Origin of the sequence: Draconibacterium orientale (assembly GCF_900111425.1) — a bacterium.
Taxonomy (GTDB): domain Bacteria; phylum Bacteroidota; class Bacteroidia; order Bacteroidales; family Prolixibacteraceae; genus Draconibacterium; species Draconibacterium orientale.
Genome location: NZ_FOHT01000020.1, coordinates 73,834 through 95,786 on the forward strand (window position 1 = coordinate 73,834; position 21,953 = coordinate 95,786).

16 protein-coding genes are annotated in these 21,953 nt (G+C 41.9%); 14 read left to right on the forward strand and 2 right to left on the reverse strand.

Annotation, left to right across the window (positions count from 1 at the left end):
- The first annotated feature begins 13 nt into the window (after positions 1–13).
- Both BMW53_RS12015 and BMW53_RS12020 read left to right on the forward strand, forming a co-directional pair.
- Positions 14–1,609, forward strand: coding sequence for a RagB/SusD family nutrient uptake outer membrane protein (locus BMW53_RS12015; protein WP_038562176.1), 1,596 nt, complete (start codon positions 14–16; stop codon positions 1,607–1,609).
- A gap of 24 nt (positions 1,610–1,633) precedes the next feature.
- Positions 1,634–3,607, forward strand: a complete 1,974-nt coding sequence (locus BMW53_RS12020; protein ID WP_051568039.1) for a hypothetical protein — start codon at positions 1,634–1,636, stop codon at positions 3,605–3,607.
- 455 nt (positions 3,608–4,062) lie between these two features.
- Here the strand turns inward: BMW53_RS12020 and BMW53_RS12030 are convergent, their stop codons facing one another.
- Positions 4,063–4,935, reverse strand: a complete 873-nt coding sequence (locus BMW53_RS12030; protein ID WP_051568038.1) for an enoyl-ACP reductase FabI — start codon at positions 4,933–4,935, stop codon at positions 4,063–4,065.
- Positions 4,936–5,229: 294 nt separating this feature from the next.
- On the opposite strand from BMW53_RS12030, the gene BMW53_RS12035 reads away from it, so the two are divergent.
- The 10 genes from BMW53_RS12035 to BMW53_RS12080 all read left to right on the forward strand — a co-directional run bounded on the left by BMW53_RS12035 (position 5,230) and on the right by BMW53_RS12080 (position 16,834).
- On the forward strand, positions 5,230–6,882 hold the full coding sequence (locus BMW53_RS12035) for a dipeptidyl-peptidase 3 family protein (RefSeq protein WP_038562170.1): 1,653 nt from the start codon (positions 5,230–5,232) through the stop codon (positions 6,880–6,882).
- Positions 6,883–7,024: 142 nt separating this feature from the next.
- Complete coding sequence (locus BMW53_RS12040) at positions 7,025–7,495, forward strand: hypothetical protein (RefSeq protein ID WP_139178134.1); 471 nt, start codon at positions 7,025–7,027, stop codon at positions 7,493–7,495.
- A gap of 104 nt (positions 7,496–7,599) precedes the next feature.
- On the forward strand, positions 7,600–9,822 hold the full coding sequence (locus BMW53_RS12045) for a TonB-dependent receptor (RefSeq protein ID WP_038562166.1): 2,223 nt from the start codon (positions 7,600–7,602) through the stop codon (positions 9,820–9,822).
- Between the two features lie 78 nt (positions 9,823–9,900).
- Entirely contained in the window at positions 9,901–10,275 is a 375-nt protein-coding gene (locus BMW53_RS12050) for a heavy-metal-associated domain-containing protein (protein WP_051568037.1), read from the forward strand.
- A gap of 230 nt (positions 10,276–10,505) precedes the next feature.
- Positions 10,506–10,934 (forward strand): VOC family protein, encoded by a 429-nt coding sequence (locus tag BMW53_RS12055; RefSeq protein ID WP_038562163.1) that lies wholly within the window; start codon positions 10,506–10,508, stop codon positions 10,932–10,934.
- 95 nt (positions 10,935–11,029) lie between these two features.
- Positions 11,030–12,439, forward strand: a complete 1,410-nt coding sequence (locus BMW53_RS12060; protein WP_139178136.1) for a serine hydrolase domain-containing protein — start codon at positions 11,030–11,032, stop codon at positions 12,437–12,439.
- A gap of 385 nt (positions 12,440–12,824) precedes the next feature.
- Positions 12,825–14,156 (forward strand): MFS transporter, encoded by a 1,332-nt coding sequence (locus BMW53_RS12065; protein WP_038562155.1) that lies wholly within the window; start codon positions 12,825–12,827, stop codon positions 14,154–14,156.
- A 71-nt stretch (positions 14,157–14,227) separates the two neighbouring features.
- Positions 14,228–15,115, forward strand: coding sequence for a LysR substrate-binding domain-containing protein (locus tag BMW53_RS12070; protein WP_038562150.1), 888 nt, complete (start codon positions 14,228–14,230; stop codon positions 15,113–15,115).
- A gap of 70 nt (positions 15,116–15,185) precedes the next feature.
- On the forward strand, positions 15,186–16,109 hold the full coding sequence (locus BMW53_RS12075; RefSeq protein ID WP_038562145.1) for a YeiH family protein: 924 nt from the start codon (positions 15,186–15,188) through the stop codon (positions 16,107–16,109).
- 2 nt (positions 16,110–16,111) lie between these two features.
- Positions 16,112–16,834 (forward strand): sulfite exporter TauE/SafE family protein, encoded by a 723-nt coding sequence (locus BMW53_RS12080; RefSeq protein WP_038562140.1) that lies wholly within the window; start codon positions 16,112–16,114, stop codon positions 16,832–16,834.
- Positions 16,835–16,917: 83 nt separating this feature from the next.
- On the opposite strand, the gene BMW53_RS12085 is transcribed toward BMW53_RS12080, so the two are convergent.
- Positions 16,918–18,159, reverse strand: coding sequence for a radical SAM protein (locus BMW53_RS12085; RefSeq protein ID WP_051568036.1), 1,242 nt, complete (start codon positions 18,157–18,159; stop codon positions 16,918–16,920).
- 471 nt (positions 18,160–18,630) lie between these two features.
- On the opposite strand from BMW53_RS12085, the gene BMW53_RS12090 reads away from it, so the two are divergent.
- A complete protein-coding gene (locus BMW53_RS12090) occupies positions 18,631–20,187 on the forward strand; it encodes a M81 family metallopeptidase (protein ID WP_038562137.1) in 1,557 nt (518 codons plus the stop codon).
- 292 nt (positions 20,188–20,479) lie between these two features.
- Positions 20,480–21,943, forward strand: a complete 1,464-nt coding sequence (locus BMW53_RS12095; protein WP_051568035.1) for a DUF1080 domain-containing protein — start codon at positions 20,480–20,482, stop codon at positions 21,941–21,943.
- Positions 21,944–21,953: the final 10 nt, after the last annotated feature.

The window sequence follows — 21,953 nt, forward strand, 5'->3', positions numbered from 1 at the left end:
AAATTGAATAACTATGAAGAGAAAACATATATTTGCTTTACTAGCAATTAGTTTATTTGCTTTCGTGGGGTGTGAGGATTTAGATACCCTGCCCGAAGGTGATATAATTACATCTTCGCAGAAAGAAGATGTTGTAACAAATGATCCTGCCAAGGCAGAAGCAGGGGTAAACGCGATTTTTGCGCAGTTCACCACTTATATGCCTAACGAGGATGCCCTTGGTGCATCGCGTCACAACGACTTCGGTTATCCTTCAGTAATGCTTTTTACTGATAATAACGGCCAAGACATGGTTTCTGATAACAACGGTTATAACTGGACTGGTAACAACCTTGAATTTTCTGATCGTGACTACACATCAAACGAAAGTCAGATTCTGTGGAACGATATGTATTCGATTATTTTTACAGCAAATAATGTTGTAGGTTCTATCGACCCGGCAACTGAAGATCCAACTACACAGTTTTACCTAGCGCAAGGTTTAGCTGCCCGTTCCTTTAGTTATTGGGTATTGGCTCAGTTGTATCAATTCAACTATGTAGGTCACGAGTCTGATCCTTGTGTACCTCTTATTACCAACGAAAACTCCGACGAGGCTGCTTTGCTAGGTTCTCCAAGATCAACTGTTGGCGAAATTTATACACAGATTTTAGCCGATATTAATGCCGCTGTTACTTTATTGGAATCAGCAGAAGAAAACGGAATGATGCGTGCCGACAAACGCTATGTTAACCTGGCAGTAGCATACGGTCTTCGTGCCCGTGTAAACCTTACTATGCAAAAATGGAGCGATGCTGCAGCCGATGCAACTAAAGCAATTGAAGTTTCAGACGCTACGCCTGCTGCAATTGAGGATGTTAACAAGCCGGCTTTCTGGACTGTTGACGAATCAAACTGGATGTGGGGAATTATCATCTCTGAAACCGACGATGTTGTATCGTCCGGTATCGTAAACTGGATCTCACACATGGGATCGTTGAATTATGGTTACGCCAACTACTCGGGAGGTAAACAAATCAACAAAGTCTTGTTTGAATCAATTCCTGAAACCGATGTTCGTAAAGGTTGGTTCCTGGACGAAAATGGCATTTCTGACAACCTGTCTTCAGATCAGGAAGATTTTATGGTTGAGTACGGTTATGTGCCCTATACGCAAGTGAAATTTGCTCCTTACAAAAATGAGGTGGGTACTTCAATCAACTCAAACGATATTCCTTTAATGCGAATTGAAGAAATGTACCTGATTAAAGCTGAAGCTGAAGCCATGAGCGGAGGTGACGGAACAGCAACACTTACTTCTTTCGTTCAAACTTATCGCGATCCTTCTTATTCATTCAGCGGTGGCGATGTACAGGAAGAAGTTTTCCACCAACGTAGAATTGAGCTATGGGGCGAAGGACTGAACTGGTTCGATATTATGCGTTTAAACAAAGGCGTTGATCGTAGAGGCGGAGCCTATCCGAATGCCAATATGATTTTTAATATTGCGCCAGAATCAGATATTTTATTGTGGAGAATTCCTGAGGCAGAGGTTCAGGCAAACCGTGCATTAAACGAAGGTGATAACAACCCGTCTGCACCGGTTCCAACTCCAGTTGCTGATTTATAATGTTTCAATTTTATATTTTAAACTATGAAAATTAATAAGTTATATATATTGTTTTTTATCGCAACGCTCTTTTTTGCGGCTTGTGATGAATATGAAGATACGGTAGAGCCAAGTCCTGCCGTACCAGAAGGATGCCAGGGAGTATATTTCCCTAGTTCGAATACAGCTGTTTTTGAGCTGGAGCCAACAGAAGCAACTGAAATTTCGTTAACTCTTGCCAGAACTGTTTCATCAGGAAATGTTGAGGTGCCAATTTCAGTTCAAGTAAACTCTGATGATGTGTTTAACGTACCGGCAACAGTAAGTTTTGCCGATGGTGAAACAGAGGTAGATTTTACAATAACTTTTCCGAATGCCGGAGAAGGTACAACCTATGGTCTGAAATTGATTGTTGAAGGAGATCAGTATATAAATCCATATTCAGCAGCTTCGCCTGTTGTTTCAACTCAGGTTACCCGAATTAAGTGGACTCCTGTTGCCGAGCCAATGGTTTATGTTGATGGAGTATTTGCTGCAGGCTACGGCGTTAGTCAATATCCAATGTATGTTGAAGCCGAAAAAGCTCAGCTAGGTGAATCAGTACGTTACCGTTTTAAAAATGCATATGATGTACCAACCCAGGATGCTGATGCAGATGGAATTTATGACGGCTATCCATATAATGATGCCGAAAAGGTTGATGCTGACAACGACTACTACACTATTATTGAAATTTACGATCCTGCAGGAGTGTCGGGTGATGTTTTTATGCCAGCACACGAAATAGGTAATGACTGGGGGTATGGAATGATAACTATTGGTTCTGTTTATGGAAACCTTTCAGAAAATATCAGTTCTTACCCGTTGGGAACAATAAGTAACGGAGTTATTACTTTCCCTGCTAATTCTCTTTACCTGAGTGAGGCCGGCTACGAAGATGGTAAACCTTATCCTTCTTCTACACCTACTTATATTTACCTTACCAAAGAGGCTTTTATTGCAGCTAACCTTAAAATTGAAGATTTCAATGATGTTGAATACAACGCAATTGCAGATGGTGCAGTAAGCGAATTTATATCAGCTGCATACAGCGAAAGCTGGAGTCAAACATTAGCAATGGCTGTTGATGCTGATCCGGATAATGCAGACAGTGAATATAAAAACCTGTACTATTTGTCTGACTTGTTCGCTGAAGGATACGGCGTTGCTTTCTATTACGAAGAAGGTGTTGGCGTAACAATTCCTGAAAACCAGCCAATTGGTACTGAAGTATTCGGCCAGGCGCTTTATGTATCGCCAAGCGAAGACATCGAATCATCGGTTGTTGTAAATGCAAAAGGAGTTACTATTTATACGCTGGGATTAACTTTCCACTATGCTGATGGTACTGTTGTGGGTGAATTTGCTGAAAAATTCTTTTACTCTGAAGATGCAGTTTCTTATGCAAAAGAAGATTTCATTGGTAACTTTGTAATGACTGGTATAAGTCAGTTTGGCGAGGCAGATGCTAGCATGGACGTGAACATTGCAGAAGGTGACGATGAGAATACATTTGTTATTACCGGTATTGATTATGCTCCTGAAGTGCTTGCACTTTTCGATCCTGCTACAAGTGTAATGACTATTACCCCGCAAGTATTACCTGATTTGGTACTAAGCAGCGGAACATACGATGTTACTTTATATACAACCGATCTTGACGGAGGCGTAAGCACCACAGCCGTTATGGACTTTACATTTAATATGCAGGGCGATTTGGTGATGACAAGTTCAAGTGCAGCTGATGGTTACCTGATTCGCAGTGAAGCAGCCGGAGGTTGGTTGGATGGTTATTATGGACTGTCGTTTACACCAGATGCCAGCAAGTCTGCAGGAATCGCAACTCAAAGCATTGTTCCATTCAACGTACGTACAATACAGGAAATGGTACAAAAAGCAGAACGTACTACGAACAATTTCGCAGTACAAGGAAAAAGATCTCCAAAGAAAAGAGTGACAACAAATTCAGTAGTGCTTTAGTACTGAATAGTAGAATATAGAAAAAGCCGCTTCATTAATTTGAAGCGGCTTTTTTTTAGCCATTCAGCAGATGCCTGCCGTTTACCTGCTGAATACAAGAGCTCCCCATTAACCATTTTGCAACTGTCGTAGTAGTACGAAAGCTTCAAAACAACCATTTTGTAAGCGTTGTAGCAGTACGAAAGCTTTAAAACAACCATTTTGCAAGCGAAGTAACTGTTTAACCCGGATTTTGTCGACAATTTGAAGCCGGCATTGTTTTTCAGCAACACCTCAGTTAGAAATTTTAGGCTTTTTGCAGGCCTGCGAAAGGATTTCTGCAGCACCATCAAAGTCATATCCGGCGCTTCAAAGTCTAACTAGGGCGAGTAACGATGAATTTCATAATGTAACGGACAAAAAAAAAGACCGTCTCTAAACAGAAACGGCCTTTCAATTATCTCTTTTTGTATTACTTAGTCGTAACGATGTTCATCTGCATGCGGTTTGTCATTGTCGCATGCACATATCTTATCCAACCCTTTTTCGTATTGCTCCAATGCACGTAAACTCATTCCCATGTTCGAGAATCCTCCATCGTGGAAAAGGTTTTGCATGGTAACCTTTTTCGTTAAATCAGAGAAAAGTGTGATACAGTAATCGGCACACTCATCGCCGGTTGCGTTTCCAAGTGGCGACATTCTTTCGGCGAAGTCCAGCAAACGGTCGAAACCTTTTACTCCGTTTCCGGCAGTGGTAATGGTTGGCGATTGCGAAATGGTATTTACCCTTACGTTACGCTCACGTCCGTAAATATAACCGAAACTACGTGCAATCGATTCCAGCAAGGCTTTAGCATCGGCCATGTCGTTGTAGCCAAAGAACGAACGCTGTGCCGCAACATACGACAAGGCAACTACCGATCCCCACTCGTTAATGGCATCCATTTTACGGGCCACCTGAAGTACTTTGTGAAACGACACTGCCGATACATCAAGTGTTTTGTCCAGGTAGTTATAATCCAAATCACTGTAATGACGCCCTTTTCTTACGTTTGGCGACATACCAATAGAGTGTAAAATGAAGTCGATTTTACCACCTAAAACCTCCATCGATTTTTTTATCAGGTTTTCCAGATCTTCAACATTGGTGGCATCGGCACCAATAACTTCGGCATTAATTTGCTCTCCCAGTTTATTTGTCTCGCCCATACGAATGGCAACCGGGGTATTTGATAATGTTACTGTGGCTCCTTCTTCGTGTGCTCTTACTGCCACTTTCCAGGCAATTGAATCGGGATTAAGTGCCCCGAAGATAATTCCCTTTTTTCCTTTTAGTAGATTATTCATAATTTATTTTTATGAAACGTGTACGACAAATGACATACACGATAATTATTAAATACATGTTATATTCATGTGTTCTTTTCACAAATGAAAATACGCTTGCAAATTTAATTCAGTCTAGTTAAATTATTCACGAATGGTCATTTTTCAGCTCTTAAGTCTGCTTTTTTAACTTTTCTCATCGAATTTTGTTCAATAACATTCGAAAATATGAATGTTAAACGCAAAAGCTGTGAAATAATCTTTTATATGGCAGCTGCTTTTTTTAGCTTTGAAAGCAAATAAAAACTGGTACATATGAAACGAATATTCATGCTGTTTATGGCAACAACTCTACTCTTTAGTTGTTCTATAAGCACTAAAAAAGAAGCAAAAGAAGACACAAAAATGGAAGTGAATGAGGAAATAAAAACGAAGGCCGACGAATTTGTATCGTTTAAATTAACCACCGATTTAAGCGTACTTAGCGAGAATGAAAAGCAAATGCTGCCGATTTTGCTCGAAGCTGCAAATTTAATGAACGACATTTACTGGCAGGAAGCATACGGCGAAAAGGACGAATTGTTGAGCCAAAGCTGGGATGAATACACCCTGAAATTTATAAAGTTAAATTATGGTCCGTGGGAACGTTTAAATGCCAATAAACCATTTTTACCCGGATACGATGAAAAACCGGCAGGGGCAAATTTCTATCCGAAAGATATGACCAAGGACGAATTTGAAGCCTGGAATGATGAAACAAAAACCAGCCTGTATACCTTGATACGCCGCGACGAAGACGGTAATTTAAAATCCGTTCTATACCACATCGCATTCAAAAAAGAAATAAAAAAGGCTGCCGAGCTGTTATTGCAGGCAGCTGAGCTGGCTGAAGATGCCGGACTGAAAAAGTACCTGGAAGAACGCTCAAAAGCACTAATTACCGATGATTATTATGCCAGCGATGTGGCCTGGATGGAAATGAAAAACAACACCATCGATTTTATTATTGGCCCCATTGAAAATTACGAAGATCAGCTTTATGGTTATAAAGCTGCACACGAATCGTTTATCCTGATTAAAGATAAAGACTGGAGTCAGCGATTGGAAAAATACGCAGCATTGCTTCCGGGCTTACAAAAAGATCTGCCTTGCGAGCAGCCATACAAAAACGAAACACCGGGCGTTGATTCGGATATGAATGTTTACGATGCCATTTATTACGCCGGCGATTGTAATGCAGGGAGTAAAACCATTGCCATCAACCTGCCAAACGACGAAGAGGTGCGCGAAACAAAAGGAAGTAGAAAACTGCAGTTGAAAAATTCGATGCAGGCGAAATTCGATAAAATTTTGGTGCCCATTGCTGATTTGTTAATTGCTGAAGATCAGCGTCAGCACGTTAAATTCGATGCTTTCTTCGAAAACACGATGTTTCATGAAGTGGCACATGGCCTTGGCTTAGGAAATACGGTTGATCAAAGTACCACCGTTCGCGAAGCCTTAAAAGATGCTTACACTTCAATTGAAGAAGGGAAAGCCGATATTTTGGGTTTGTGGTGCGTTTACCAGCTGAACGAAATGGGCGAGTTGGGCGAAAAAGATATGATGGACAACTTCGTAACATTTATGGCAGGTATTTTCCGCTCGGTACGTTTTGGCGCTGCCAGTGCGCACGGTAAGGCAAACATGATGCGTTTTTACTACTTCCAGGAAATGGGAGCATTTACACGCGATGAAGCCACCGGAACCTATCGTGTTGATTACGATAAAATGAAAGCCGCGATGATGAACCTGTCGGAAACCATTCTGAAAATTCAGGGCGATGGCGACTACGAAACTGCCAAACAAATCATTGAAGAAAAAGGCTTTATTCGCGAAGCCCTCCAAAAAGATCTCGACCGAATAGGAGAGGCCGGCATTCCACGCGATATTGTTTTTGAACAGGGAGCTGAAGTTTTAGGACTTTAAAATATAAGCCGGGAAGTAAATAGCTTCCCGGTTCCTTTTTCTGCTAATTTATTCGTAGCAGGGTTTAACACCCCGTTAACAACAATTTTGTTACATACGGGGTTATATTTGCAAAGTGAATCGGTTTAAAAACATAGCGGTTTTGTTTCTGGGAGTAATCTTTCTGTTGTCAACTTCCGGCTTCGTTCTGTACAAAAGCTCTTGTGCATGTTCAGGCCAGGATTACACCAGCATTATTGTAAAACCCGAAACCTGTGAAACCGATTTTCATCAACACCATCATCATGATCGGTCGAACAACGGAATCGCCTGTTCCGAAGAAGAGTGTCATGAATGTACCCCGAAAGGTGAACATTCAGATAATTGCGGATGTGAAGCGCCTGAATCGATTTTCATGAAATTGATGGATGAGGCGATTAACGATGCAGTAAAGTTCGTTGCCGTTCAGCCAGTTGAGCTTAAAGTATTAAGCACCAATATGCTGGAGGAACAGCCTACTGATATTAATGACAACCTGAACAAACGATATTACGCCGATCCGCCGCCACGGATAACATCCACACTCGATTATCTTATCCATATTCAACAACTTAAAATCCCTTCGTTAGCTTAAGATTTGTTCTGTTTGCTCAGAACTCTACTGTATTTGGAGCAATAAAATTATGCTTTTCATTCTCTGATGAAAATCGCATGCTTTGAATTATAATCTTAAGAATAATGAAGAAATACATATTACTTTTATTTATACTGTTTCCATTCCTTTCGCAATCGCAGTCTGTTTCAGGTGTAGTTTTTGGAGACGACGAGAATGGAAAACAACCGCTTCCCGGCGTAAATGTAGTTTGGGAAGGCACCAGCAATGGTACTGCCTCACAGCCCGACGGAAGCTTCACATTGGAAAATAAATCGGGACAGAATAAGCTTGTTTTTAGTTTTGTTGGTTACGAGTCGCAAACCGTTCAGGTGCGCAATACCAACAATTTAGAGGTCGTGCTTCAACCCAATCTCGAATTGGAAGAAGTTACGGTGATAAAAAAGAACCGTGGAACGTATCTTTCTGTTATTAACCCTATTCAAACCGAAAATATTAGCGGAGCCGAGTTGCATAAGGCTGCCTGCTGCAACCTGGCCGAAAGTTTTGAAACCAATCCTTCGGTTGATGTAAGTTACAGCGATGCTGTTACCGGTGCCAAGCAAATAAAACTGTTGGGGCTCGACGGAACCTATTCACAACTTCAGGTGGAAAATATGCCTGCGCTTCGCGGATTGGCAACCACCTTCGGATTAACCTATATTCCCGGCCCGTGGCTGGAATCCATTCAAGTTTCGAAAGGCGCAGCATCGGTTTTAAATGGTTACGAATCGATAGCAGGGCAAATTAACGCGGAATTGAAAAAACCGGACAGTCAGGAAAAGCTTTTTCTGAATGTTTTTGCCAACAACGAAGGGCGCTATGAATTTAACGGGAACACAAACATTAAAGTTAAAGGCGATACGCTTACAACCGGTATTTTTGTGCATGCCAGCGATCTGTCGAAAGAAAACGACCACAACCACGACGGTTTTCTTGATTCGCCACTTTCGAGCACTTACGAGGTGGCCAACCGCTGGAAATACAACAACCACAAGGGCGGTATGGCACAGGCCGGATTCACCCTGTTACGAAACGACAAAATGGGAGGGCAGGTTGGTGCCAACAGCGAGATGCTGCCTTCAGTAGATAATCCGTACGGTGTAAATATTGAAACCAACCGGGTAGATGCATTTTTTAAGTCGGGAATTGTGTCGAAAGATAATCACCGCGCGCTGGCTATTTTGACCAATTTTGCGCGTCATGAAACGGACTCCTATTACGGGTTATCGCGTTACGATGCCGATGAAACACGTTTTTACGCCAACCTGGTTTATACCCAGGATTTGGACGAAGCTGCCATTCATGTGCTGAATAGCGGAGCAAGTTTTATCTACGACGATTTTAACGAAATGCTTTACAGCCAGGATGTACAGCGCACCGAAAAAGTTCCGGGAATATTTACCGAATATACTTTTAAACCCAGCGACAAGCTGACACTTATGACCGGAATTCGTGCCGATTTTCACAATATTTTTGGAAATTTTGTAACGCCACGTATGCATTTCCGTTACCAGTTTGCCGAGCATTATACCATTCGCACCAGTGCAGGGAAAGGCTACCGAACTGCAAATGTAATTTCGGAAAATACCTATTTGCTGGCCAACTCACGCCCAATTAGCTGGACCGAAGATGCCGTGCAGGAAGAAGCCTGGAACTTTGGTTTCGCGTTTATACAGAATTACAAATTACTGGATCGCGACCTGAGTATTAATGCCGAATTCTTTCGCACCGAGTTTCAGCAAAAGTTGGTAGTTGACCGGGAAACATCGTCTGATTTTATTTACCTGTTGCCTTCCACCGAAAAGGCCTATGCCAATAGTCTTCAGTTTGATGTGCGCTGGCAACCCATTGAACGTTTGGATATGTTGCTGGCCTACCGTGTTAACGACATTAAAGAAACCATTGGCGGCGAATTAAAAGATGCGCCATTAACCAGCGATTACAAAGGATTGATTAACCTGAATTACACGACCAACCTGAAAAAATGGATGTTCGATTACACCATTCAGTTTAATGGCGGCGGACGAATTCCCCGTGTTCATGAAGAGTGGATGAATCGGGCAGATTTCGCCGGAGACTTTTTTGAGTTTTTGCCTTACACCATTATGAATGCCCAGGTAACCAAATATTTCCGCTACTGGAATATTTACCTCGGGGTGGAGAACCTTACTGATTTTACACAACGAAATCCGATTGAAGGTGCCGACAATCCGTTTGGCGAAAATTTCAGTGCAACCAATATATGGGGGCCTACAATGGGGCGGAAAATCTACCTCGGATTACGTTTAAATTTGAATTATGAATAGAAGTTTCAAGCCTATAGCTACAAGCTTCAAGAAAGAATAACTTGTGACCTGAAGTTTGAAACTAAAAACTTTAAAAAGATGAAAAAACTGATTTTATTAGTTACAATGGCAATGTTTATCGGTTTTGCCGGTAACGAAACGTTTGCACAGAAAAAAGAGAACAAAGTGGTTTGCTTTAAAAGTAACATGGACTGCGCCGACTGCGAGAAAACGGTTACTGAATACCTGAAGTTTGAAAAAGGGGTGAAGGACCTGAAAGTTGATCATGCATCGAATACCATTTTGGTGGAATACAAAGATGGAAAGAACTCGGATGAAAAACTGGCTGCGGCCATCGAAAAGAAAGGCTACAAAGCAGACAAAATAACTCAAAAAGAATACGAGGAAATTGTTGCTCATGCACAAGGTCATGGGCACGAACACAACCACGAAGTTCATAAGGAAAGGGAATAATCGCCTGATTAAGAAGTGGAAAGCTGCCCGGTTTTGGGTGGCTTTTTCTTCTGAAGGAAACTTTAGTAAAACAAAAAAGTTCACGCAGAGATTTCTAAGTTTTCGCAAAGTACGCAAAACAGATTCTATACCTTTGCGAATTTTGCGCTTCTTCTTTTCTTTGCGTGAAACAATATTGATAATCTTCATTCCTGTTGTTGGTTTTATTGTAATCTTTGTAAATAAAAACCATGGAACCTATTATCGATCACATTGAAATTACGGTAAAAAATCTGGAGCAAACCGTTTCGTTCTACGATCAGTTTTTGCCTTTGCTGGGGTTTAGCCTCGATACGAAAACTTCTGCTTATATTGCTTCGCACGACAAACACGTGGTTGAATATTCGCATCCCAATCTTTGTATCGCACTCACTTCGCCGCGAGAATCGTTAAAGGATGAAGCTGTTCACCGCCGCCGGCCCGGAGCTCTGCATCACCTGGCTTTTAAAGCTGCATCGCGCAACGAGGTGGATGATGTATATACCAAACTGCGGGAAATGAATGCTGATATTGTAAGCATTCCGCGTTTATATCCCGAGTACCATGAGAATTATTATGCCGTTTTCTTCAAAGCTCCTGACGGGATTAAGTTTGAAGTAGTTTGTCAAACGCCGCAATAAACGCACTGCCACATACCAAGGTTTTTTAGCCTTCTATACATCTTTTGTGGTAGTTTGTCAATCAATGTTGTTTTCCGGCAAAAACAGGGCTAAATTTGAATAAAACAAAATCTACAGCCATGTTCCGGTACATTATCATTTCGGTTATTGTGGTGCTTTGTGCTTCATGTTCAGCAGATAAAAGCAACCATTCTTTTTCAGGCTTTTGGGAAGGCCCGCATCCCGAAGATCCCAACAAAAAATTCTATGTGCAGCTAATGGATGCAGATAGCACTCTCGCAAAAGGTTACTGGACTGCTAATGGTTTTTATGAATCAGGATTTCAAATTGATAGTTTGATAATTTATGGCAATTCCATCCGCTTTTTTGTGCCAAACTGGAATTGTACTTATCTGGGTGAACTTGAAGGAAATACAATTTGTGGAGGGTTTGTCTGCGAAGGAGAACCTTTTGATTCAGTCTTGCTGGTGAAAAATGATGGAGTAGCACGATTTCTAACTGATGCGCTACCCGGCTGTCATCTCGCAGATTACAAGTATCAATGCCAAACTCCAAAACAACTTGATGATGTTTTACAAACGTCACACATCGGAATTGAAAGCGATTCGCTTTTTATCTATTCGCTTTTGCCAGAGATTATAAACGGCTATTATGGCCGCATCAACTCTTTTTTACTCATCAAACACAATCAGTTAATTTGCGAAGAATATTTTTACGGCTACGGGCCAAATACGCTTCACCAGGCTGAATCAGTAACAAAAAGTATTACCTCGCTGCTGATCGGAATTGCAGTGGACAAAGGATTTATAACTGATGTAAATGAGTCAGTGGCAAGGCTACTGAAAGCGCCGGATTTTGATAAGCGAATCACGCTGAAACATTTACTTACCATGACTTCGGGCTTAACACCCAACGACGAGCAGCTATATTTGAGCAATGATTGCATTTCCACAATTTTTTCGCGCGAATTAAATTCCGAACCGGGAACCAAATTTCAGTACGATGGTGGAAATACAGAGTTGCTGGGGGCCATTATTAAAAAGAAAACCGGAATGTTCGCGGATGTGTTTGCAAAGAAATATTTATTTGAACCGTTGCATATAACACATTACAGCTGGGAAATAGGTAAACAAAACGGATACCCGTGTATGGCAGGCTCGCTGGAAATAACGCCGCGCGAATTGGCAAAAATAGGATTGATGGTGCTGAATAAAGGAAAATTCAATGGGCAGCAGATTGTGTCCGGAGAATGGATAAAAGCGTCGACAAGTTTAAAAACGCATACCCATATTCCGGGCGATGATTATGCCTTTCAGTGGTGGAATCTAACGCTAAAAACAGCAGGAGAGGAGTATCCCTGTATTTGGGCCAACGGATTTGGAAGCCAGTTTATTTATATTTTCCCAACGCTTGATGCCATAATTATTACCACCGGGCACAACTATGAATTCGACTCGTGGGCCATAACTTCGGGGATTGAAAAGTATTTGTATTTGTTGGAGTAAGTTGTTCAAGGCAAAAGGTAAAAGTAAAAAGGCAAAAGTAAAAAGGTAAAAGGTAAAAGTAGAAAGGCAAAAGTTCGGGAAGACTGTCATCTCGACGAGGAACGAGGAGAGATCTGTCGCACGTTCCGGGTACCGACCCCAAATCAGGGATTCACGGGAACATTTAGCAATTTTTCAGTTCTGCAAATAACTCAACCAGATTCACCAAACTCTAAAAAATTTAAGCATTTAAGCATTTAAGCATTAAAGCATTAACGCATTTAACAACGCTAAAGTCTCCTTCAGTCCCTCAATACCTCCTTCCTTCAATAACAAATCATTATCATTTCTACCACTGTCCATCGAGTGTACATCGTGTTGCTAAACAATAAGTAGCTTTGCAGTAATGAAACTCAAACAGAAATACAACAACTTTCCGTTCAATCCATCAAAAGTGCCGTTTTTTTATGGATGGGTAATTTTATTTGCCGCTACCATTGGTGTTTTGTGTAGTGCGCCCGGACAAACAACCGGCGTTTCTACATTCACCGATTATTTGATCGATAGTATTGGCATTTCCCGCGACCAGATCAGCACTGCCTATATGTTTGGAACCATTGGCAGTTCGTTTATTCTTACCTATGCGGGTACACTCTACGATAAATACGGCGCCCGTTGGGTGGGCATGGCAGCAGCGCTAACACTGGGTTTTGTTTTGGTACTGTTCAGCCAGTCCGACCGCATTATAAAAGCCATAGTTCCGCAAAGTTCACCTGGTTATGTGGCTGTGGCTGTGGCAACGTGTATTGTATTCTTTTTTATGCTGCGTTTCTCGGGGCAGGGCGTAATTACCATGGTCTCACGAAATATGCTGATGAAGTGGTTTATCGCCCGCAGAGGATTGGTGAACGGTATTTCTTCGGTATTTGTTTCGATGGGGTTTTCCATTGCGCCGCTTAGCTTCGATTTATTGATAGAAGGAACCTCGTGGCGTTGGGCCTGGTTGCTTATGGCAATGGGAATTGGTGTTGGTTTTTTCCTGTTTGTGTTTATTTTCTTTCGCGATAACCCGGAAGACTGTGACCAGATTCCTGACGGAGAGAAACACGGCAACAAAGAGCACGATGTTATCATTAAACCCTTTAAACAATTTACGCTGAAAGAGGCACGCAGCGGACTAACCTTTTGGTTATTTGTATTGCCATCGGCCATTTATGCCATGTTTATTACGGGCTATGTCTTTCACCTGGTTTCGGTGTTTGGCGAGGCCGGCATCGACAAAGAGCAGGCGCTTTCGGTATTTATTCCCATTTCGATGATTTCGGTGGTACTGGCATTTGTTGGCGGATGGATTAGCGACCGCATAAAACTGCAGTACCTGCTTTACCTTATGCTGGCCGGAATGGTGGTGGCTTTAATTGCACTGGCCAATATAAACACCGGGTTTTACTACTATGCATTTATTATCGGTAGCGGAATACCAAGCGGCATGTACAATGTGCTGTTAAGCGTAACGTGGCCTCGTTTTTACGGCCGCGATCACCTGGGGAAAATCACCGGATTTGTAATGGCTATTATCGTTTTCTTCAGCGCGCTGGGGCCAATTGTATTTAGTTTGTCGCATTCGCATCTGGGCAGCTATTCGTATGCCATTTATGCCTTGCTCGGGATTATACTCGTAATTTCGGCCATCAGTTTTAAAGCACATAATCCGCAGGATAAGTACGAGAAACAATAAATCGTAAATGCCACACGGAAATAGTTTCAGCCAGCATTTTTGTTACATTAGTATTTTGTTAGCTAAAAAAAATGGATTACAGAGATACTGTTTTTATATCGGTGGCCGAACTCCTAAGCTTTTCAAAAGCGGCCGATAACCTGCACATTAGTCAACCGGCGGTAACCCGGCACATAAAAGAGCTGGAGAGTAAATACAACACGAACCTTTTCGATCGCAAAGGAAATAAGATCTACTTAACTAGGGCGGGAAAAAAGGTTTACAATGCTTTTAAACAAATTGAAAAAGAATACCGCGACCTGAATTTCGAGATTAGCCAAATAAACCAAAGTATTTTGGGCGAATTTATAATTGGAGCCAGTTCTACCATTTCGCAATATGTGCTTCCCCGGGTAATTGCATCGTTTCATAAACGCTACCCCAAAATCCATATTCATTTAATGAATGGCAATTCTTTTGAAATGGAAAAACTTTTGCTGGAAAACAAGGTAGATGTTGCCCTGGTTGAAAACCATTCGTCGCAACCGGGAATTCAATACAAGGATTTTCTCAACGACGAACTGATTGTAGTAACAGGCCGAAACAGCGTTTATGCCAAGCGTAGTGTAATTACAAAGGAAGATTTGCTTCAGTTGCCGATTGTTTTGCGCGAACAGGGCTCCGGCACTTTGGAAGTAATAAAAAAAGCCCTAAAAAGCAAAGGTCTTGATTTTGAACAGCTAAACACACTTATTCATTTGGGAAGTACCGAGGCAATAAAAAACTTTCTTCAGGATTTTGATGGTTTGGCTATTGTTTCTGAAAAAGCAGTGCCAACAGAATTGTATATGAAAAGCCTTGTTAAACTGAATGTTAAAGACTTTGCAATGCACCGTAAGTTTAGAATGGCTTTTATTCCCGGGCACAAAAACAGGCAAGTTGAACTTTTCGAAAATTTTCTATTTCATTATAACTTTTAGTTATTTACTATTAATATTTACTATTTGATTTGATTATATCATACAGGTATTTTTGCAGAAAAATAGCTGTATGATAAAAGATGTAATTAAAATCAACTGGTTGTACAAACTCCTGCTTTTTGCTTGTCTTTTGCCTTTTGTTTCGCCAGCCATGGCACTTTCTGCAGGTATTCTGTTTTCTTTACTGGGATTTAAACCGCAAAATTTTCACAAACACACATCACAAATTCTACAAATTTCAATTGTCTTGCTCGGATTTGGCATGAACCTTAACGATGTTATAACAGCATCGAAAAGTGGTTTTTTTCAAACGTTTTTATCGGTAACACTTGTTATGGCGTTGGGTATTTTGCTCGGCAAATTATTTAAAGTTGAAAAAAATATAACCTTGCTTATTGCCTCCGGAACGGCAATTTGCGGGGGTAGTGCCATAGCCGCCGTGGCGCCAATATTGGGCAGTAAAAACTATCAGAACTCTTTTGCGCTGATTGTTGTGTTTGTGCTTAATGCCGTAGCTTTGCTGTTGTTTCCGTTTATTGGGCACCAGCTTGGTTTAAGCCAGGAGACCTTTGGCAACTGGGCAGCAATTGCTATTCACGATACCAGCTCGGTGGTAGGAGCCGGAGCAATTTATGGTGAAAAGGCTTTGCAAATAGCCACTACCGTAAAGCTGATAAGGGCCTTGTGGATTATTCCGCTGTCAATCGTTGTTTCTGTAGTTAATAAAGAACAAAAGCAAAAATCGGTAACGATTCCATGGTTTATCCTGTTTTTTGTTGTAGCCATTCTTTTCGCCAATAGTTTCCCCGAGTTAGAAGAAAGTTTCGTGCATTTCACCTGGCTCGGAAAACGCGGAATGGTAGTCGCGTTGTTGCTTATCGGATCAAATATTACCATTAAACAGGTAAAACAATCGGGAGTAAAAAGTTTTGCACTTGGTATTTCATTGTGGGTCATTACGGCTGCAGTTTCCTTATTTCTCTTAAAATTATAGTTATGCTAAACATCTGGGTAGTTGTTACGGTAGTAATTTCAAGCTTTGTAAAAGGACTTACCGGTTTTGGTTTTGCTCTTTTATCGTTGCCGGTTTTGCTGACTTGGTACACGCCAAAAGAAATTATTCCGGTTTTAATGATATGTAACTTCATTGCATCGGTACTGATTGTATTGCAAAATAAGACTGAAAAGCTTATTGATAAACAAGCAGGCGCTTTAATTGCTACAGGCGGTATTTTTACGCTGGTGGGCGTAAGTGTCTTAAATTGGGTGAATAACAATATGTTGGTAAATATTTCGGGTGCGTTTTTTATAGTATTAACGCTGGTTTCGATGGTAAAAAAAGAAAGCAGCGTTGCGTCAATTCCCGGTGTGTTTTACCCCTTGGCAGGTGCTTTTATTGGCTTTATAAGCAGGCTTATTTCCATAAGTGGGCCTCCTTTAGCCTTGTTTCTGAATAAAGCGAAGGTCAGTAATCAGCAATTTCGCGAAATATTTGCGTGGTTTAGTGTAATTACGGCTGCCATTGCAATTGTTGGCTATAAATATGCCGGATTATTAACTGTTCATACAATAAAAACGGCCCTGTTGTTTACTCCAATCCTTTTATCCGGAACGATTTTGGGTAAACAGCTAAATGCGTCTTTATCAGTAAGTAGTTTTAAAATAATAAATACAATTTTAACGCTTATAGCCAGTGTTTTACTCATTCTTAACAGGTGAAAATATCAGTAAATGATTTCGGTACAGATTTTAAGTAAATGTTCCGCATTGAATTTACCTGCTAAGAATTTCATGTTTAGTTTTTAATACTCCCTTAATCCCGCCTCAATATATTCCAGTTGCCATATCCGAAACAACAGCGGATCGTCGGGGATTTCCCTTGGTTCGGCAGCAAGCAGCCTGTCTATTTTGTCTTTAATTGCTGAATCAATCGCTACCGTATTCAACACTGCCTGCCGCGAATAATAGTAGGTTTTGTCTTTTAGCTGAAATTCCTGAACGGCCAATCGATCGGGTTTTTCATCAAATATCCGGATGGAATCGTAGCCAATTCCGGTGTCGGTAAAACGCCTGATATAACCGTTTTGGGTAAGCACATCTTCATCGTTGGCCAGCGCCGTAGCTACCTTATTGCGAAATCCGGCTTTCTGAAAGCGGTTTTTAAAATGAAAGGAACAGTAATTGATGCCAATATCGATGGAATGGTCGTGGGCATAAGCAATTAGTTCCAAAGCGGCCAGTTCCGATTCTAAAACCACGGGCTGCTCGGCATGAATGTAGGTGTAGTTGTGTTTCGACAATTGTTTTACGTTGTGTTGCGTAAGCCGAAGCTGGTGCAAATTCAGGTTCGATACGCCGGCTTTTACCATTTCGGGCAATAGCTTTTTTAAACGTTCCAGTTCTTCGGGTACCGCCGGTATTTCAATCGTAATTACGGGGATAATACCTTTTGCCGCAGCAATTTTATCGAGTCGGAATGCTGTGGCGCCTATATCAAAACGCACTTCGTTAATTCCGGCTGCCGCCAGTTTTCTGAACTTTTGCGTTTCGGCCAGAATTCCGTTGGTGTACATCCATATATAGGTGTCCGGGTTACATTTTCGGCGCACTTGTTTCAGGTAGTTTAGTGTTCTATCGAACTGTAACAAAGGCTCGCCGCCACTAAAACTCACGCCTTTAAACCGGAAATGGTTAATGTACTCGGCAAATGCTGCCGGATCGGCAAAACTCAGGTTTTGGGTGGTAGGCAAATGGTCTTCCTGCTGCGATGTGGGGCAGTAAAAACACGAGGCGTTACATTTGCCGGTAATAAACAAACAGCTCCATTGGCCCAGCCCGCAAAGTTTACACCCGTTTGATATCTGTTTGTAATACGGTTTGGTGCCCTTAAATAATATATTTTCCGCCTTATCCAGCAAAACTATTTTCTTTTCCTGCGCTTCCTGCGCTGAACAGCTGTTTAACCAGTTAAGGTTTGTCCACTCCGAAAAAGCAGACTTATTATTGTTCACCAGCTGATTCAGCCAGTTATAATACGTTTTCATTAAAAAATAATAAAGAACAACGATTGCTAAAATTGAATGTTAATCGGTTTGGGGAAAGGAAATGTTAGGAATCAGAGTTCGGAGAAGATAAAGAGAAACATCAGCAATTTCTCGCGATCGATGTAAACCGATTTCGGTTTGGCTATGTTATTGCTTGTTCTCATTTCCGGTGTTTATTTAATGGTGTAAAAATAGACAAAATGAGATACGAGATTCCTGGCTTCCCATTTTTTTCAACTATTCCTGCATAAACGGGTAATACCAATTGTATTTCAGTGTGAGCCTTAATCAAAACAGCGAAATTACAATGGTTAATGCCGATTGAAAAGAGTAATTCACTGAAATAAGGCTTATTTCGATGTGGCGTCGGTATAATTGCTTTCAAACAATTCTGAATAATCTCATCCCCGTTACTGCAATTCTGCGTAAATTTGTTTTTATTGTAGTGTTGTTTAAAATTTTTAGAAAGATATGAGACGAATTGTTTTAGGATTTTTAGTTGCCGCCATGGTGTTTACTTTGGGCTGCAAAGAGAAAAAGGAGAACAAACTGCCGCGTGTTGCCATTGCCGGTTTGGCCATTGAATCGAGTACTTTTTCGCCTGCACAGTCGGGTATTGAGGCGTTTCAGGCCCGTCGCGGCGAGGAAATATTCAGTTACTATCCGTTTATGGACGATACGGCGGCTACGCGTCAACGGGCTGAGTGGTTCCCGACTTTGCGCGGCCATGCACTGCCCGGAGGAATTGTAACCCGCGAGGCCTACGAAACGCTGGTGGGTGAAACACTCGACCGCTTAAAGGAAAATATGCCTTACGATGGATTATTTTTCGATATTCACGGAGCAATGAGTGTGGTTGGCCTTGATGATCCGGAAGGCGATTTTATCGAACGCATTCGTAAAGTAATTGGTGATGATGTGCTGATATCTACATCGATGGATTTGCACGGAAATGTAACAGAGCGACTGGCACATTACAGCGATATGATTACTTGCTACCGCATGGCACCACACGAAGATGCGATTGAATCGAAAAAACGTGCGTTAACCAATTTGCTCGACCGGTTGGAGAGCGGTTTAGGCAAACCAAAATACAAAGCCTGGATTCCGGTTCCGATATTATTGCCCGGCGAAAAAACCAGTACCCGCATCGAACCGGGGAAAAGCCTTTATGCCAAAGTTGCCCCGGCAGCAGCGCGCGAAGGCGTTAATGATGCCGCCATTTGGGTGGGCTACGCATGGGCCGACGAGCCCCGCAACCGTGCGGTGGTTATGGCTTACGGCGACGACAAAGAAGCAGTAACAAAATCGGCCGAAGAACTGGCGCAGGCCTTTTGGGATGTACGCGAACAGTTTGAATTTGTGGCTCCGGTAGCCTCTTTGGACGAATGTTTGGACCGCGCAATTGCCTTTAAAGAAAAGCCATTTATCATCAGCGATATGGGCGACAATCCTACGGCTGGTGGTGCCGGAGATGTTACCTGGACATTGAACGAAATCCTTCGGCGAAAAGAATTTAAAAAGAAAAACGGGCCATCGTTAATTTATGCATCAATTCCGGGGCCCGATCTTGTTGCCAAAGCTGTTGAAGCCGGCATTGGCGAAACCGTTACAGGTATGGTTGGAGCAGAAGTGGATGATCGTTATTGCGGGCCACTTGAACTAACCGGCAGGGTAGAAGCCATTAAAGAGGGTGACAGGTACGCCGAAACCGAAGTGGTGATTAATATTGGCAGTGTTGATGTGATTGTGACTAAAAAACGGAAACCCTACCATCACGAAACTGATTTTACTGATTTGAGTCTGTATCCGCGCGAAGCCGACATTGTAGTAGTTAAAATTGGCTACCTGGTTCCGGAGCTTTACAATATGCGCGCCGGTTGGCTGATGGCGCTTACTCCCGGTGGTGTTGACCAGGATTTGGAGCGGCTGGGGTATAAACGAATTCATCGCCCAATGTTCCCGTTGGATAAGGACATGGCCGATCCAGATCTTTCAGCACGACTGATCCCACTGGCTGATGAATAAAAGAAATTAAGGCGTTTGTAACATTTGGTGCAAGCGCCTTAATTTTTAAAACAAATTGTCAATCGTTATTCTGCTAACGATTTTTTCTTTAGTTTTAAAAACCGAAGTTGTCAAAAGTTAAGCGGGAATTTCGAGAGTGACATATTGATTCTCAGTGGCGAAGCTCCATTTTTCTTGCATAGCCATAGCTACGGAAGAAAAATTAGCTAAAGCCAATGGAATCAAGATGTTGCTTGCAGTTTTTCAGATTGACTTTAGACAACTTCACCATTAATAATCTAAACCAATAAACATGAGAAAGTTATTTTTTCCTCTAATTATTTTATTCGTTTTTACCGCTTGCCAGAATAAAGTTCCGGTGGGAGAGTGGCAAACTATTTTCGATGGCGAAACACTGGATGGCTGGAAAAAAGCGGGCGAAAATCCGGAGAGTATAAGCGTTGAAAATGGAATGATAAAATGTGCCGGAGAACGATCACACCTGTTTTACAACGGCGATTTTAAAAACTTTGAATTTGAAGCTGAAATAAAAGCTCTGGAGCATTCCAATTCGGGCGTATTTATTCATACCGAATACCAGGAAGAAGGATGGCCGGCAAAAGGCTACGAAATTCAGGTGAATAATTCGTATCGTGGCTCTGTTAAATTTCCCGAGCGACGAAAAACCGGAAGTATATACAATGTGCGCAACGTTTATTATCCGCTTGCTGGCGATAACGAGTGGTTTACCATGCGCATTAAAGTGGTGGAAAATGTTGTTGAAGTTTTTGTGAATGATGTAAAAGTAAATGAATACACCGAACCTGAAAATCCGTGGCGATGGGACGGGGGCGAAAATGTAAAGTTAAGCCACGGCACATTTGCGTTGCAGGCGCATGATCCTGGCAGTACAACGTATTACCGGAATATTCGTGTAAAAGCACTGCCTGAAGCAGAACCGGCAACTCCCGAAGTGGATAAAGAGTGGGATACAAAAGTTACCAAACTGATGTTTGCCGGTTTTCCGTTGGTGGATTACCACATACACTTAAAAGGCGGATTAACACTCGACGATCTGGCGGAAAATTCGCAGCGTTTGGGAATAAACTATGGGGTGGCACCCAACTGCGGCCTGTATTTTCCGGTAACCAACGATGAATCGTTGTACGCCTATATGAACGAAGTAAAAGGCAGCCCAACTTATAAAGGAATGCAGGCTGAAGGCCGCGAATGGGTAACACTGTTTTCGCCGGAAGCAGTGGCTGAATTTGATTATGTGTTTACCGATGCCATGACCTTTACCGATAAAAAAGGACGCCGAAACCGTATTTGGATACCTGAAGAAGTGTGGGTGGACGATAAGCAGCAGTTTATGGACGATCTGGTTGAGAAGATTGAAGCCATTTTCTCGCAGGAGCCGGTGGATATTTACGTGAATCCAACCGTTTTGCCGGATGAATTAATGCCCGAATACGACCAGCTCTGGACAAAAGAACGTATGCAACGTGTAGTAAAAGTTTTGGCTGATAACGGTATCGCACTGGAAATAAATGCCCGTTATAAAACACCAGGTGCTGAAATGATAAAAATGGCCAAAGAAGCAGGAATAAAGTTCTCGTTCGGCACAAACAACGTAACCAAAAACCTTGGCGAGCTGGAGTATTGCCTGCAAATGCTTGAGGAGTGCGAATTAACACCAAATGATATGTTTGAGCCCAAACCGGATGCCGAAAAACCGGTAAATGTAATTGGACTACCCGATAAAATTACGGGATAGAAATATTATG

Excerpts from the sequence above, each read along its gene's own strand:
- BMW53_RS12085 (WP_051568036.1), bottom strand. The coding sequence starts at position 18,159 with ATGAAAACGTATTATAACTGGCTGAATCAGCTGGTGAACAATAATAAG.
- BMW53_RS12045 (WP_038562166.1), top strand. The coding sequence starts at position 7,600 with ATGAAGAAATACATATTACTTTTATTTATACTGTTTCCATTCCTTTCG.
- BMW53_RS12075 (WP_038562145.1), top strand. The coding sequence starts at position 15,186 with ATGATAAAAGATGTAATTAAAATCAACTGGTTGTACAAACTCCTGCTT.
- BMW53_RS12065 (WP_038562155.1), top strand. The coding sequence starts at position 12,825 with ATGAAACTCAAACAGAAATACAACAACTTTCCGTTCAATCCATCAAAA.
- BMW53_RS12035 (WP_038562170.1), top strand. The coding sequence starts at position 5,230 with ATGAAACGAATATTCATGCTGTTTATGGCAACAACTCTACTCTTTAGT.
- BMW53_RS12050 (WP_051568037.1), top strand. The coding sequence starts at position 9,901 with ATGAAAAAACTGATTTTATTAGTTACAATGGCAATGTTTATCGGTTTT.
- BMW53_RS12015 (WP_038562176.1), top strand. The coding sequence starts at position 14 with ATGAAGAGAAAACATATATTTGCTTTACTAGCAATTAGTTTATTTGCT.
- BMW53_RS12020 (WP_051568039.1), top strand. The coding sequence starts at position 1,634 with ATGAAAATTAATAAGTTATATATATTGTTTTTTATCGCAACGCTCTTT.
- BMW53_RS12030 (WP_051568038.1), bottom strand. The coding sequence starts at position 4,935 with ATGAATAATCTACTAAAAGGAAAAAAGGGAATTATCTTCGGGGCACTT.
- BMW53_RS12095 (WP_051568035.1), top strand. The coding sequence starts at position 20,480 with ATGAGAAAGTTATTTTTTCCTCTAATTATTTTATTCGTTTTTACCGCT.
- BMW53_RS12070 (WP_038562150.1), top strand. The coding sequence starts at position 14,228 with ATGGATTACAGAGATACTGTTTTTATATCGGTGGCCGAACTCCTAAGC.
- BMW53_RS12090 (WP_038562137.1), top strand. The coding sequence starts at position 18,631 with ATGAGACGAATTGTTTTAGGATTTTTAGTTGCCGCCATGGTGTTTACT.
- BMW53_RS12055 (WP_038562163.1), top strand. The coding sequence starts at position 10,506 with ATGGAACCTATTATCGATCACATTGAAATTACGGTAAAAAATCTGGAG.
- BMW53_RS12080 (WP_038562140.1), top strand. The coding sequence starts at position 16,112 with ATGCTAAACATCTGGGTAGTTGTTACGGTAGTAATTTCAAGCTTTGTA.